At 37.0% G+C, this 14081-nt stretch carries 11 protein-coding genes; 2 read left to right on the top strand and 9 right to left on the bottom strand.

Annotated features, from left to right (window positions below; genetic code table 11):
* Positions 1-69 precede the first annotated feature (69 nt).
* The 3 genes from BLP81_RS07580 to pyrE form a co-directional block, all read right to left on the bottom strand.
* Positions 70-4041, bottom strand: coding sequence for a PAS domain S-box protein (locus tag BLP81_RS07580; RefSeq protein WP_093367847.1), 3972 nt, complete (start codon positions 4039-4041; stop codon positions 70-72).
* Between the two features lie 112 nt (positions 4042-4153).
* Positions 4154-4546, bottom strand: coding sequence for an orotate phosphoribosyltransferase (locus tag BLP81_RS07575; RefSeq protein ID WP_093367846.1), 393 nt, complete (start codon positions 4544-4546; stop codon positions 4154-4156).
* 2 nt (positions 4547-4548) lie between these two features.
* A complete protein-coding gene (gene pyrE, locus BLP81_RS07570; protein ID WP_093367845.1) occupies positions 4549-5193 on the bottom strand; it encodes an orotate phosphoribosyltransferase in 645 nt (214 codons plus the stop codon).
* Between the two features lie 8 nt (positions 5194-5201).
* Here pyrE and BLP81_RS07565 point away from each other — a divergent pair, with 8 nt between their 5' ends.
* Entirely contained in the window at positions 5202-5825 is a 624-nt protein-coding gene (locus BLP81_RS07565) for an NUDIX hydrolase (RefSeq protein ID WP_093367844.1), read from the top strand.
* Here BLP81_RS07565 and BLP81_RS07560 read toward each other — a convergent pair.
* Positions 5793-7535, bottom strand: a complete 1743-nt coding sequence (locus BLP81_RS07560; protein WP_093367843.1) for a M14 family metallopeptidase — start codon at positions 7533-7535, stop codon at positions 5793-5795. The genes BLP81_RS07565 and BLP81_RS07560 overlap by 33 nt on opposite strands.
* 63 nt (positions 7536-7598) lie before the next feature.
* Between BLP81_RS07560 and BLP81_RS07555 the strand changes: the two genes are divergently transcribed.
* Positions 7599-9662 (top strand): TonB-dependent receptor, encoded by a 2064-nt coding sequence (locus BLP81_RS07555; RefSeq protein ID WP_093367842.1) that lies wholly within the window; start codon positions 7599-7601, stop codon positions 9660-9662.
* A gap of 334 nt (positions 9663-9996) precedes the next feature.
* Here the strand turns inward: BLP81_RS07555 and BLP81_RS07550 are convergent, their stop codons facing one another.
* From BLP81_RS07550 to BLP81_RS07530, 5 genes are read right to left on the bottom strand one after another with little or no spacing between them, the layout of a single operon-like run.
* Entirely contained in the window at positions 9997-11274 is a 1278-nt protein-coding gene (locus tag BLP81_RS07550; RefSeq protein ID WP_093367841.1) for an amidohydrolase, read from the bottom strand.
* 11 nt (positions 11275-11285) lie between these two features.
* Positions 11286-11819 (bottom strand): DsrE family protein, encoded by a 534-nt coding sequence (locus BLP81_RS07545; protein ID WP_093367840.1) that lies wholly within the window; start codon positions 11817-11819, stop codon positions 11286-11288.
* Complete coding sequence (gene coaD / locus BLP81_RS07540; RefSeq protein ID WP_093367839.1) at positions 11816-12280, bottom strand: pantetheine-phosphate adenylyltransferase; 465 nt, start codon at positions 12278-12280, stop codon at positions 11816-11818. The genes BLP81_RS07545 and coaD overlap by 4 nt, the downstream gene beginning before the upstream one ends.
* Before the next feature lie 36 nt (positions 12281-12316).
* Positions 12317-13306 carry a D-alanine--D-alanine ligase gene (locus tag BLP81_RS07535; protein WP_093367838.1) on the bottom strand — a complete coding sequence of 330 codons (990 nt, stop codon included), beginning with the start codon at positions 13304-13306 and terminating at the stop codon, positions 12317-12319.
* A gap of 39 nt (positions 13307-13345) precedes the next feature.
* Positions 13346-14035 carry an RluA family pseudouridine synthase gene (locus BLP81_RS07530; protein ID WP_093367837.1) on the bottom strand — a complete coding sequence of 230 codons (690 nt, stop codon included), beginning with the start codon at positions 14033-14035 and terminating at the stop codon, positions 13346-13348.
* Positions 14036-14081: the final 46 nt, after the last annotated feature.

Genomic DNA, 14081 nt, shown 5'->3' with positions numbered 1-14081 from the left:
ATATTTTTAGATTTTGGACTAATTTTACCACGTCATAGGCAATTTTAGCATAAATTCAATCTTTTTGATTTAGGTGAGTACGGGAAATGAATCGATGAGTTGTTTAATCTCATCTTGAAGTCTCATTTTTTGTTTATCTATTTCTTTTTTAGTGGTAAGATTCGATTTTTCAATGTCCAAAGCACAATCAGATAAGGATGAGGCCCCGAGATTTAAAGCGGTACCTTTTATTTTATGGGCAAGCTTCTTTAGTTGTTGCTTATTTTCTACATCTTTTAAATCCGCCAAAGCTTTGGTTAAGGTTTCATCTGCCAGTCTAATAAGTTCATTAAAAAATGTTTCATTATGTCCAATCATTTCCATCAAGTGAGATTTTTTAAACTCACCCGCTTTATCTTTTTTGGAGCTACTTTTCGACTGTTTATTAGTAGGAGTATTTTTTATAGCATGCTTTTTGTCTTGAACAGCATATTTTAAAATGACATTTTTAATGGACTCCTGCAGTATAGGTTTTGAAATATAATCATCCATACCTGCTTCGAGGCATTTCTCTTTGGCACCATTCATCGTCCCTGCTGTAATCGCAATAATGGGAATGTTCTTTCCTTTTTTTTCCCCTCTGATCGATGCTGCAAGCTCATACCCGTTCATATTGGGCATCTGTATGTCAGAAAAAACCATATCCGGGTTGTGTTTTTTGAAGAGTTTAAGAGCTTTTAGACCGTCCTCTGCTTCATAGATATTCACGTTGGTATAAATATTTTTCAAGTAAGATTTAATCAACTCCATATTGATAAGATTATCCTCTGCAATCAAAAATTTGAGGCCTTCTGTCTCTTCAACACTTTTTGTTTTAATTTCATTTTTTGAAACTTCACTCTTACTTTTTTCTGAACTTTTTAAAATTCTTAATAGGTCACTCTTCTTAATAGGCTTTGTCAGTATCTGGTCAAAATATTTACTAAACTCTAAGTTTTCATAATATTCTGTTGAATTTGATTTACTGATCAATATGAAACGAATATTTTTTGACTTGATGTGTGTTTTTAATTTTGAAACCAGCTCATAAGAATGCTTAATGGAGAATTCCTGATTTATAAAAATAATCTGTGGAGAAAATTCAATCATCTTCTGTGACGCAGTCTCTATATCTTTAGCATGATCTGTTTTGAGTTCAAACCTTTTTAAATGATTTTTGATGGTCTCAAAATATTCTTCTATGGATGAAATAACTAAAATATTTTCAAGATCTTCTAAACTTTTATTTTTTCGATTTACATCATATTCAGACTGTAAAAGCACATCAAAATAAAATTGACTTCCTTGTCCGACTTTGCTTTTTAACTTCAGTTTACTATTCATCAAATTCAATATCTTGTCTGATATAGCAAGTCCCAAGCCAGTGCCTCCATATTTTTTGGTGACTGAAGTGTCTTCTTGAATAAAGGCATTGAATATTTTCTTTTGATTTTCTTTTGCGATACCTATACCTGTATCTTCTACTGAAAATACTAAATTTGAAAGATGATTGGATTTCTTTTTAAGTGAAATTTTTAGTTTCACTTTACCTTTATATGTAAATTTAATAGCGTTGTTGAGTAGATTCATTAAAATCTGCTTGATTCTTACACTATCCACCCAAACATAATCGGGCACATTCTCATCTACAACAAGAATCAATTCCAAATCTTTTTTATGCGCTTCATATTTTGTAAGATCAACAACTTCCTCAGCAATATTAAGTAAATCTGTTTTTTCTGTATCCAGCTGTAACTTTCCTGATTCAATCTTAGAAAAATCTAGAACATCATTTATCAAATCCAGAAGAATATGAGCCGATTGAAAGACGGTTCGCATGTACTGATACTGCACTTCATTCAACGGGGTTTTCATCAATAAATCGGAGAAACCAATAACCCCGTTAAGCGGAGTTCTCATTTCATGACTCATATTGGCTACAAACTCAGATTTAGCCTGGCTTGCTTTAATAGCCTCAGCTTTAGAGGTTTTCAATTTTTTTTCAATTTTTTTCTGCTCGGTAACATCCTGTAAAGTAGAAATAACAATTCTTTTGCCATTTTTGTCAAAATGTATGAGTCCATTGATCACTACTGTTATGGAGTCTCCGGATTTTGTCTTAAGAACTCTTTCAAATGGTCCTAATTTCTTAAGATTTTTTAATTTTAGAATTTGCTGGTAATCTGTTGCTGAAGTTTGATTTTCTGGTGTTATACTCCAGATACTTTTGCCGAGAATTTCTTTTTCAGAATATCCGATCATGTCCTGCATAGCCTTATTGACATCTAAAAATTCTCCAGAACTAAAATCGGTAATGACTATACCTACAGGCGAGAGTTCAAAAATATTCTTGAACTGCTGTACGTTTTGCTTGAGTTCCTTTTCGAGAGCTTTCTTGTCTGAGATATCCTGGTGAGTTCCAAACATCCATTCGGGTTTACCATCTTTTGTCCAGGAGATCACCTTGCCTTTATCAAGCACCCAAATCCAATGACCCAGTTTATGTTTAATACGCAACTCAATTTGATAAAAATCTGTTTGACCTTCAAAGTGTTCTTTTAAGAGTAGATTACTCTTTTTAAGGTCTTCCGGATGTGTAGATTTATTCCAGACGTCAATGGAGTTGTTTAATTGGATTTCATTTTGAGTATACCCCATCATCTCAACAAATCTGGAGTTAAATAAAGATTCTCCGGTCTGAATATTCCATTCCCAGGTCCCTAAGTTGGTAGCGTTAATGATATTGTTTAACCGTTCTCTTTCTTGCTTTAGCTTCTCTTTGGTGCTTTTAACTTCAGTGATATCCTGAAAAGATCCGTAAACTCCTATGCATTCGCCATTCACGATTTCTGGTTTGATGTTGACAAGAGCCCAAAGGTGTTTCTTCTGAGCATTAATAATCTCAAATTCACCGGTATATGAAGTGCTGTATTTTATACTCTCAAGCATTTTTTCGGTCATCAATTCCTTATTTTTCCCTTCTTTGAAAAAACATAAGGCCTCATCTATTGTGGGCTGAATATCCCTTTTTAAACCTGCAATATCTTTTAAAATAGGAGTCCAGAACAATTCTTTTTTCTTCACATCATAACGCCAGCCACCTACTTTTGCTAGGCTTTCTGCTTCCTCCAGCAAATTATTAATGAGCTTTAGTTTTTCTTCTGTTTTTTTGCGATCACTTACTTCTCTGATGACGCATAGAATCTCGGTGTTATGATGTTCTCTTTGTATGACATTTACGTTCATACTAAACCATCTCTGCTGGCCATTTCTGTTTAGCTCGTATTCTACAGGAATACTGGATTGGTATAACTTACTTGCCTTAACAGCCAGTTTTATTTGATTCGAAAGCTTTTTATCCAGGTTTATGTCTTCAATATTTTTACCTACAAGACTTTCTTTTTCCATAAACAAATCATCTCCTTTTCTATAAAATTCCATAAAATTCAAATCAGAGTCCAGAAGAAAAACGAGGTCCCCAGTATTGTTGAGTAAAGTCTGGAACCGGCTTTTGCCATCGGATATACCGTTGTTTAGCATCCTAAGATTTAGGCTCTCTTTGTGAGAAATGATCTTGTCCATAGCTTCCTGTGAAAGCTGATTTAAGATGTGTTGCTGGGAAGAACTTAGCTTTTTGGCTTTAGAATCAAATACACATAAGGTGCCAATGGGATAGCCATCCGGATCTACAATTGATTTTCCAGCATAAAAATTGATATTGTTAGACCTTAGATAATCGATTTTCCTATTCTTAGTCTTCACTTTCGAGGCATCATGAATTATGAAGATCTCATTGGGATTATGAATGGCATTGCCGCAAAATGAATCTTCTTTAGGTATTTCATCGAGATCAAAATTGAAACTCGATTTTATCCAAAATCTATCTTTATCCACTATGCTCAGCGTAGCCTGCGAGCACTCACAAACCCTGGCGGCTATTTCCACTAATCTATCAAAACCTGAATCCTGATTGGAATCCAGAATGCCGTATTTATCTATTGCATTAAATTGATCTTTATCCATATGAAAATTGTAACGCTTTAAATTTAATATATTAAATCAGGAAATAGTCGGATTGATAAAAAAAAGGCAATTAAAGTAAATTAATTGCCCGGCTTTCTTAAATGGATATGGGTTAAATTGAAGTCAGGTTTTCACTTAAAGTCGTTATAAACTTTTGTATTGGTTTTTTAATCATCATGGCCATCATGCTGTTAAATTCTCCTTCAAAAATGAGCTGCACTTCAGAACTATTTTCGTCTATAGCGCTTATTTCTCCTTTCAGTGTAAATGGGAGTTTGTCGCTGGCAGCAGCCAAAACTACGAGATGATGGGGCTCCGTTTTATCGAGTTTTAATTTTATAGCTGGCATTCCTTTGAGTTGAAAAAGAAAACTATCTTCAGCTAACATTTCAAATTTTTCAATGCTCTCCGGCATTAATTGTTTGAAATTTTCAACATGTTTTAAAAATTCAAAAGTTTCTTTTTGACTTTTACCTATTGTTTTTTTTTCGCTTTCTATGTACATAATTAGTGGTTCCAGTGCACAGGGTCTCTGCGCCAGTTTTTTAGTAAATCTACTTCAGATTCGGTTAGATAATTCGTTTTGTAGGCTTGCTTGAGAAGAATATCGTAATTGCCTAAGGTATACACTTCCAAATGTTCATCTTTAAAAGCTTGTTCAGATTCTTCAAAGCCGTAAGTGAAAATGGCCATCATACCTTTTATGTGAGCCTGTCCTTCTTGCTTCAAAGCGTTTATGGCATTCATACTGCTCTTTCCTGTGCTTATAAGATCTTCTATCACTACCACATTGGCATGAGGATGCAGTCTTCCTTCAATTTGATTTTTACGCCCGTGCTTTTTGGGCTCAGGTCTTACATAAACAAAAGGCAAACCCAAATAGTCTGCTATGATAGCGCCTATGCCAATAGCTCCCGTGGCAACGCCAGCAATAGCGTCTGGCTTTCCAAAAAGTTCTTCTATGGGCTTGGCTAGTCTAGAAACAATAAAATTTCTAATCGTAGGATAGGATAAAATTATTCTATTGTCACAATATATTGGGGACTCTAAGCCACTTGCCCAAGTAAAAGGCTCTTGTGGATTTAATTTTATTGCGTTAATTTGCAGCAGAAGCTCTGCTGTTTTATGGGCTGTGTTTTCATCTAAAATCATAGTTGCAAATGTATAAAGTTTTCGTCAATGACGTGCCAATTATATTGTCTACTCAAGAAAATATAGGTTCAAAGTATACTAATATAGCCATAAAAAAAGCAAAACTCAAAAAACTTATAGGTCAAATTGAGTCAGGTGAACTTACATACCTTAATCTGTACCATAAGAATGAACAAAAGCTTTTAAAACACCTCAAGCGAAAGCTAAAAGTCGTCGTTGCGGGTGGTGGTTTGGTTTATAATGCAAACCAGGAAATTCTTTTCATCTACCGCAATAAAAAATGGGACTTGCCAAAAGGTAAAGCTGAGAAAGGCGAAAACATAGAGGAGACCGCTCTTCGCGAAGTAGAAGAAGAAACCCATGTCGAGGGTCTTAAAATCGTCTCTTTTCTTCAAATCACCTACCATATCATTAACAGAAATGATAAATATAAACTCAAGGAAACCCACTGGTATGAAATGAAAACCAATTTTAGTGGTGAACTTGTACCAGAAATTTCAGAAGGTATAAAAAAGGCAAAATGGAAAGACTTTGAAAAAACTCAAAAAGCCCTTAAGAAATCCTATGCCAACATCAAACTTCTGTTTCCAAAAGAATACCTAGTTCAGCACCCTAACGACAGGGTAGGTTAAATGCGCTTTTTCGTAATATTTGGAATGCTTGTGGATCCAATCCAATTGGGCATACCAATTTTTAGCAAATTTTGGTTCAGTGTTTTGTTTTTTCTCGAATTCAGCTTTCAATTCAGCATTGTTCTTAAGAATCTCAATAGCCAAATCTTCAAATACATAAGGTGAAAAACCTTCTTTTTGCTGCAAAACACTATCGAAAAAGTTCCAGTTAAAAAAGGAATCTACAGCCACAGGCTCAAGCGTTTCAATCAGATAGCGTAAGCCGGGCTGATTGGTTTTTACCAAAACATCTCCTTGAGTAAATTTCTTTTTCAGGATTTCTGATCTGACCTTGGTTTCAGAATGAGGGTAATGCCCTTCATAAGCAGTCCTTCTGGTATTAAAATCAAGGATTCTATATTCCTCCACTTCCATAACCGTATCCTTGGCAAATCGTTCGTAATCTATGTTGTTCCAATTCAATAATTCTACAACAGTATGCCACTGTTTCGGAATAATGTAGGCTTTTGGCACAGTCACAGAATCTGTGGGTTTAAAAATAGTGTAATAGCTCACCTCCTTCTCATAAGGCTCATCTCTTCTGAATTTGATTCTCGGTAGCTTTGTGACTTCGCTGGTTAAGTTTTCAAGCTCGTAACCCAGGAACTTAAGGCGTCTGTAGCTGGAAGAATCCATCTGAAAGTTCAGAGGGTAAGTTCTTGCTTCAGAAAAGGACTGAAAGTTTTGTTTTCTGGCTTCCTGAATACCTGTTTTTTGCTGCTGAGACACCTGGACCAGAGTCTTAAGCATCTCTAATGTGCCTTCCACACGCCTGGGGTAAGGTTTAAGCATGTGCGTTTCAATCATGAGACCAAGCGTATTCCATAAAGCTGTATAGCCAGAAGAATATCTGGGGGAATCATTAAATTGAACAAAACCCTTTTCAGGACTCTCATTGTTGACATTGACATAAGGAGTGATTGCCCAGTCTTTTTCACTTAACTGATTTTCAACGGAAGGGATGAATTTAGTTTCCAAATGCCGGCCCAGTTCGCCACCAAGCTTATTGTGCTGAGTAAAGAGATGAGTCAAAGTGTACTGATAATCGGCACCATTACTCACGTGCGTGTCCACAAAGACATCAGGATTTACCTGGTGGAAAATGCTGTAAAAAGCTTTGCTGTTTTTGGTGTCAGATTTTATAAAGTCTCTGTTCAGGTCGAAGTTCCTGGCATTTCCTCTAAACCCATAAGCTGCAGGTCCGTTTTGATTGACTCTGGACGTTGAGTTTCTGTTCAAAGCTCCTCCCACATTATACACAGGTATGGCATACAGTTCAACAGCATCCGGTAAGGTCCATTCATTATTGGATAAGGCTTTAAAGAGCAACATAGTCGCATCAATCCCGTCCGATTCTCCGGGATGAATACCATTATTGATCAAAAATTTAAGCGGGTTATTTTTAACTTCAGCAGGGACAAATTTGATCAGGTGAAGCGGCTTTCCAATATCGGTTTCGTAAACTTCTTCTAAAGTTATTCTGTCATCCTTATCGGCCAGGTATTTGTAAAACTGAATCACTTCGGGATAGGTAGAGGTTGAGTCTCCATCGGAGCGCTCAAACGCAATTTTAAAGTCCCCGGTGATAATATCCGAAGTTTTGTTTTCAGAAGAAGGCTTACAGGCTATAAAGCAAATGGATAAGGAGAGCAATAGACAGTATCTTAACATTAGTATTTTTTTAGAATTATCTTTTCTTTATTCGTTTACTTTTGAATTTCTAAAAATAAGCACTTGAAACAGTTTAGCATCATTATCTTTTTTATTTCTGGAATAATTTTTTCCCAAACTCAAAATGAAACTACAGCCTTAGAAGAAGTCAAACTTAAAACTTCACTGGATATAGAAAAGGAGTACCAATCAGAACTCAATGTTTCTTATTTAAATCAGCAGGAATTGCTACAGTCCAATCAAACATCCATTGCTCCGTTCTTGAATAAAATCCCCGGGGTTTATATGCAACAAGGTGGTCTCAATACGGCCAAAATCAATATTCGAGGCATAGGGGCGAGGGCCCAGTATGAAACCAACAGGATCAAACTGTATTACAACAATATTCCGCTCACCTCTGCCAATGGGACTTCCATCCTGAATGATATCGATCTTACCATCATTTCTGAAGTAAAAGTGATGAAAGGTCCACAAGCTTCTGAATTTGGGGCAGGTTTAGGTGGCGTTATACAGCTAAGCTCTGTTCTAAAAAATCAAAACTATACGGAGTCCGAATTGCTTTTTGGGAGTTATGATCTTTTAAAACAAAATTTTGTTTTGAATGTCTCGGAAGGCAACAAAAAAATTAATCTAACCTACAACAATTTGAGTTCAGGAGGTTTTAGAGAAAATAGCAATTACCAAAGAGAGTCTTATTTTTTAAATTCAGAATGGAACTTGTCTAAAACGTCTAAACTTCAGTTAGTAGGTCAGGTAATACAGTTAAAAGGATACATCCCGAGTTCGTTATCGGGAAGCAGTCTGGAAGAAGACCCAAGCCAGGCAGCTTTCACCTGGGGACAGGCAAGAGGCTACGAATCTTATACCAGAGGAGTCGTTGGAATTAATTTTTCAAACAAGTTAGGTTCAGCCATTCAACAAAATACAGCTGTTTTTACCAATATTAAAGATGCTTTCGAGCCTAGACCCTTTGATATTTTGCAAAATGATAATGTAGGCATAGGCGTGAGGCATACTTCAGAACTGGACTTTGACTTTTTTGGATTTTCCTCAAAATTAAGTCTTGGCGGTGAATTCTTAGGAGATGATTATGAGGTATCTACCTTCGAAAATTTATACGAACAAAATGATGGGCAGGGGTATTTACAAGGGAATTTGCTTTCCGATTTAACGCAGACCCGTCAATATATAGAAGGTTTTGCAACTTTAGAGGTTGCTTTATCGAGAAAGCTAGAGGTCAATCTGGGCTTAGCTACCAACAAAACGCGTTATGATATTCAGGATCTGTTCTCCAGTTCAGGAAATTCCCAGACCGGAGATTACAGCTATGATCAGGTTTGGTTGCCAAACCTGGTTGGAACTTATGCAATTTCTGAAAACCAAAAAATTTCAGCATCGATTAGCAAAGGCTTTTCAGTACCCACTGTAGAACAGAGCCTGACCGAAGAAGGTGTTTTTAACACAGAACTTAAACCCGAAATGGGTTGGAACTACGAAATTGGTTATAAATCCAAGTGGTTTGCCGATAAATTCTTTGCAGAAGTGAATGCCTATTATATGGATGTTGAAAATTTACTGGTAGCCAGACGTGTGGCAGAAGATCGCTTTGTGGGTATCAATGCAGGTTCGACATCTCACCCCGGTATTGAATTTTCTCTAAAATCGAATCTCAATTACAGTTCCTGGTTGAAATTTCAACCTTATATCAATGGAAGTTTTAATTTTTATGAATTTGACGAGTTTGTAGACCAGGGACAATCTTTTTCCGGAAATGATTTAACGGGTGTACCTTCAAGCCAATTCAGCTTTGGACTTGATGCACAAATAGCCGATAAGTTCTTCTTTTATTACCAAACCAATGCGGTTTCAGAAATCCCTGTCAATGATGAGAATACCGTATTTACAGAATCTTACGCTGTTTCTTTACTAAATGCCGAATACAGATTTTCACTTTTCGATAGCTTTACTGCAGGATTATCCTTGGGTGTGAACAATTTATTCAATGAAAAATACGCCTCGAGTATTGTTACCAATGCCATAGGATTTGGAGGGAGTGAACCGAGGTATTTCTACCCCGGTGAACCCAGAAATTATTTCGGAAGCTTGAGCCTAAATTATGCGTTCTAAAATTCACATGGCTTACTAAACGGCATTCAGGATGATTGACGCAGCAGTGTTTTTCGCCCCTGTCAGCAGGGCACGACTGAAAATAGTTTAATATCAAATCACGAAGGTTTACCAGGTATTTTGGGCAGATGATTTAAAAATTCAAGCTTTATAAGCATCTATATAATAGTAAAGTTCTTCAAAAAGTCCTTCTAATTCATTTGGATCGCATTCTTTTTTCCCTTCCTGCTTTCAATAGTTGACTTTAAAATTACTTTCGTTTTCGTCTTGATTCGTGACTCATGGCTCATCTTTATCAAATTCGCCTAAAATCCAATAGCTCAAATCTCTCAGTCTATTTATTTAAATAATCAATAGCCAGTTGAGACAGGCTTTTCACACCCAGCAGCATGCCTTCATCGTCGATCATAAAATCTGGAGTATGGTGAGGATATGGGGTTGTGTTTCCCGGAGTCATACCACCTAAGAAAAAATAAAATCCGGGTACTTTTTCCTGAAAAAATGAAAAATCTTCACCGCCAGTAGTTGCTTTCACGAGTTCAACATGTTCTGCTCCTGCTATATTTTGAAGCGTTGGCAGCATTTCTGCCGTAAGTTCTAAGTCATTGTAAGTGATAGCTGTATTGTTTTGAAATGAAATTTCTGCATCTCCTCCATAAGCCTTGGCAATAGCAGGAACCATTTCGTTCATGCGTTTGATAACCATTGTTCTCATCTCCGGATCCAAAGTTCTGACGGTGCCAATCATTTCTGAAGATTCTGGAATGATATTAAAGCGGGTTCCAGCGGTTATCTTTCCTACGGTAATGACGGCAGGTTCATCCACGAGTTTGGCTTCCCGGCTTATAATCGTTTGTAATCCATCGATGATTTTTGCAGAAATAAGAATCGGGTCCACGCCGGTCCACGGAGCCGAACCATGCGTTCCTTTTCCTTTGACGTTGATCACAAAACGCTCTACAGCAGCCATGGTTCCTCCCGGCTTATATCGGATGGTCCCTACAGGCGTCGACGAATTGATGTGCAGACCAAAAATCGCATCTACCTCCGGATTTTCCAGAACACCTTCTGATATCATTAAGCTGGCACCGCCTTTTTCACCAGGGGGTGGCCCTTCTTCAGCGGGCTGAAAAATAAATTTCACGGTACCATTAAGCAAGTCTTTATTTTCGGATAGAACTTCTGCGACACCCATCAAAATAGCAGTGTGGGTGTCGTGACCACAGGCATGCATTACCCCGGTTTTTGTGCCCAAAAATTCTGTAACCACTTTGCTTTTAAAAGGCAAATCGTTGCGTTCTGTGACCGGTAAAGCATCTATATCAGCCCTCAGGGCTACCACCTTTCCCGTTTCCTTTCCTTTTAAAATACCTACAACGCCGGTATGAGCCACTCCTGTTTCTACCTCCAGTCCCAGGCTTCTGAGATGCTCTGCAATTTTTTCTGAAGTTTTAAATTCACGGTTGGAGAGTTCAGGATTTTGATGGAAATGCTGTCTCCAGTCAATGACTTTCTCTTCGATAGACTCTATATCTTTTAAGAGCTGAGCATCCATTTGTGAGAACAGATTCATGAAACATAAAAGACCTAAGCTTGTAAATAGTATTTTCATAGTTTGTATTTTTAAAAATTCAGAATGGTGTACCCTTTCTTTTGAAAATGGATTAGAGTGGTCATAGCCGAAAGGGCAATCTTGATATCGGGATGCAGTTTACTCCTGTCTATGGACCTGTGTCTGGACGTCTGGCCGCATAAAATGAGGTCTACATCATATTCAGAAAGGATACTTAACAATTCATAATTGGGATTCCTGAGATTTTTCTCATTATGATGAAGTGCATATGCTTCATGATTGAGTAAATCAAATATAGCAGAACCATGAACCACCAGGGCCGCTTTCACTGAATTGTTTTTTAGTTCAGGAGCTTGATGAAGCCTTAAATAACGGGCTACAGTTACAAATTTTTGATTGGGTTTGTCCTTAAATTCCGAACCGCTGGCCACATCAAAAACCGCCTTAAATTCCTGATTTAAATCAATTTTAAAATCAGTATTTCCAATCTTATAAACAGGCCCATAAGAAGCAAGTGTTGCTTTGGTTTGAGAAAATCCAGAAACAAATATGAATAAAGCGAAGATTAATAGTATTTTTTTCATGGCTTATGTTTTACGACTACGGCATCAGGAACCAAAGAGGAGTAATCACCATGATGCCGTATCACATCTCTTACAATAGAGGAGGAAATATAACTTTTTCCACTCGAAGTAAGTAAAAAGACGGTTTCTATTTTTTCCAGTTTTCTATTGGTATGTGCAATAGCTTTTTCAAATTCAAAATCGGCAGGATTTCTCAGGCCCCTTAAAATGAAATCGGCATTTTCTTTTAGGCAGTAGTTAACAGTCAGGCCCTGGTACGTATCCACTTTTATCTTGGGTTCCTCTTTGAAGGTTTTTTCCAAAAAAGATTTTCTTTCTTCTAAAGTGAACATGTATTTCTTTTCTGAATTGACTCCAATGGCCAAAATGATCTCATCGAAAAGGGTAAGCCCTCTCATAATGATATCGTAATGTCCTAGAGTTATAGGATCGAAAGATCCAGGAAAAACAGCTCTTCTCATAACTTAAAAATTTGTTCTAAGATACTTAAAACTCAATTAGCTTTCAAAGTTTTTGAAAGCGACTTCAACCGCATTTGTAAACAACTCCTGAAGCGAAATTCCTGCAGCTTTGGCTTGCTGGGGTAAAATACTGGCTTCAGTTAAACCTGGACAGGCATTACATTCCAAAAAGTGAGGCTGATTGTTATGAAAAATGAATTCGGACCTGGTTAAACCTTTCAATTTCAGTAATTTAAATATTTTAACGGCCAGATTTTGTACTTCTTCGGTTTGTGCTTTGGTCAAATTAGCTGGTGTGATTTCCTTCGATTTACCCATGTATTTGGCTTCGAAGTCAAAGAATTCATTTTCAGAAATGATTTCAGTTACAGGTAAGGCCTGAGTTTCATTACCAATATTGATGACACCCACACTCACTTCTCTGCCGTCCAAAAAAGACTCTATAATCACTTCTTCATCTTCCTTAAAGGAATGTTCCAAAGCTGATAAGATGTCTTCTACACGCTTTACTTTTGAAATCCCATAACTACTTCCCGCTCTGTTTGCCTTTACAAAGCAAGGTAATCCAACATGATCAACAATGGCTTGAGGATCTATGTCATCCCCTTTATTGACGTAAATATTTTTAGCGGTTTTTATACCGTAAGCTTTGAGTACAGAGATACAATCCCTTTTATTGAATGTAAGCGCAGCCTGATAATAATCGCAGGCTGTTTGAGGGATTTGTAAAGTTTGTAAATAACCCTGAAATAATCCATCTTCACCTGGAGTACCATGAATCGTGTTGAACACGCAGTCGAAATAAACCCTTTGACCTTCAATATCTACCGAAAAATTAGATTTATCTATGGAAAATTCCTGACCTGAATCTGTTTTTATAAACCAGTTATCTTTTAAAATATGAGCTCTGTAAACCTCGAAATTAGAATTAGCAGACAAGTGTTTATAAACAACCTCTCCGCTTTTTAGAGAAATAGCTGCTTCGCTGGAATAACCGCCCATGGCTACGGCTATAGTTTTATTCATAGTTATAATTTTGTTCAAATATAAGTTTTCAGTTTTGAATCATGAGATGCAGGTGTTCCAGATGACCTCTTCCGGTGGAGCTGCTTCAAAAGTGATATTTTCTTTACGCACTGGATGGGTTATCGACAGTTTTCTGGCGTGAAGGTGAATGCTTCCATCTTTATTACTTCTGTCAAAACCATATTTGAGATCGCCCTTTATCGGTGAGCCAATAGCAGACAACTGACTTCTAATTTGATGATGTCTTCCCGTTTCTAAAGCTACTTCCAGAAGATGATAATTATTCAAGGATTTTTTAAGCTGATAAGAAAGTACGGCTTCTTTAGACTCTGGTACAGGCTTGATATGTGCATAGGATTTGTTTTGCTTTGGATTTCGCTTGAGGTAGTGTACAAGTCTGGCCGAATCCTGCCTGGGTTTGTTTTTGACTACAGCCCAATACAATTTATGAGTTTCTCTATTGGCAAAAGCTTTATTTAAACGGGATAATGCTTTGGAGGTTTTTGCAAAAACGATGATACCACTGGTAGGCCTGTCCAGTCTGTGAACAACACCCAGGTAAGCCTCACCAGGTTTATTGTATTTATCCTTCAGATAAAGTTTTACAACTTCACTCAAAGGTAAATCCCCGGTTTTATCTCCCTGAACAATATCACCGGATCGCTTATTGATGACGATGAGGTGATTATCTTCAAAAATAATTTGAAGGTTATTTGGGGTTGAGCGCATAGGCTAAGAATTTTAGATGCACAAAGTAAATCAAACCAGAATGATA

The sequence above is a fragment of the Psychroflexus sediminis genome (assembly GCF_900099815.1).
GTDB classification, from domain to species: domain Bacteria; phylum Bacteroidota; class Bacteroidia; order Flavobacteriales; family Flavobacteriaceae; genus Psychroflexus; species Psychroflexus sediminis.
Note: the sequence above shows the minus strand (reverse complement) of the source record. Positions and strands in the feature narration are given on the sequence as shown.

Coding starts and splice junctions, on each gene's coding strand:
- BLP81_RS07580 (WP_093367847.1), bottom strand. CDS start 4,041: ATGGATAAAGATCAATTTAATGCAATAGATAAATACGGCATTCTGGAT.
- BLP81_RS07575 (WP_093367846.1), bottom strand. CDS start 4,546: ATGTACATAGAAAGCGAAAAAAAAACAATAGGTAAAAGTCAAAAAGAA.
- pyrE (WP_093367845.1), bottom strand. CDS start 5,193: ATGATTTTAGATGAAAACACAGCCCATAAAACAGCAGAGCTTCTGCTG.
- BLP81_RS07565 (WP_093367844.1), top strand. CDS start 5,202: ATGTATAAAGTTTTCGTCAATGACGTGCCAATTATATTGTCTACTCAA.
- BLP81_RS07560 (WP_093367843.1), bottom strand. CDS start 7,535: ATGTTAAGATACTGTCTATTGCTCTCCTTATCCATTTGCTTTATAGCC.
- BLP81_RS07550 (WP_093367841.1), bottom strand. CDS start 11,274: ATGAAAATACTATTTACAAGCTTAGGTCTTTTATGTTTCATGAATCTG.
- BLP81_RS07545 (WP_093367840.1), bottom strand. CDS start 11,819: ATGAAAAAAATACTATTAATCTTCGCTTTATTCATATTTGTTTCTGGA.
- coaD (WP_093367839.1), bottom strand. CDS start 12,280: ATGAGAAGAGCTGTTTTTCCTGGATCTTTCGATCCTATAACTCTAGGA.
- BLP81_RS07535 (WP_093367838.1), bottom strand. CDS start 13,306: ATGAATAAAACTATAGCCGTAGCCATGGGCGGTTATTCCAGCGAAGCA.
- BLP81_RS07530 (WP_093367837.1), bottom strand. CDS start 14,035: ATGCGCTCAACCCCAAATAACCTTCAAATTATTTTTGAAGATAATCAC.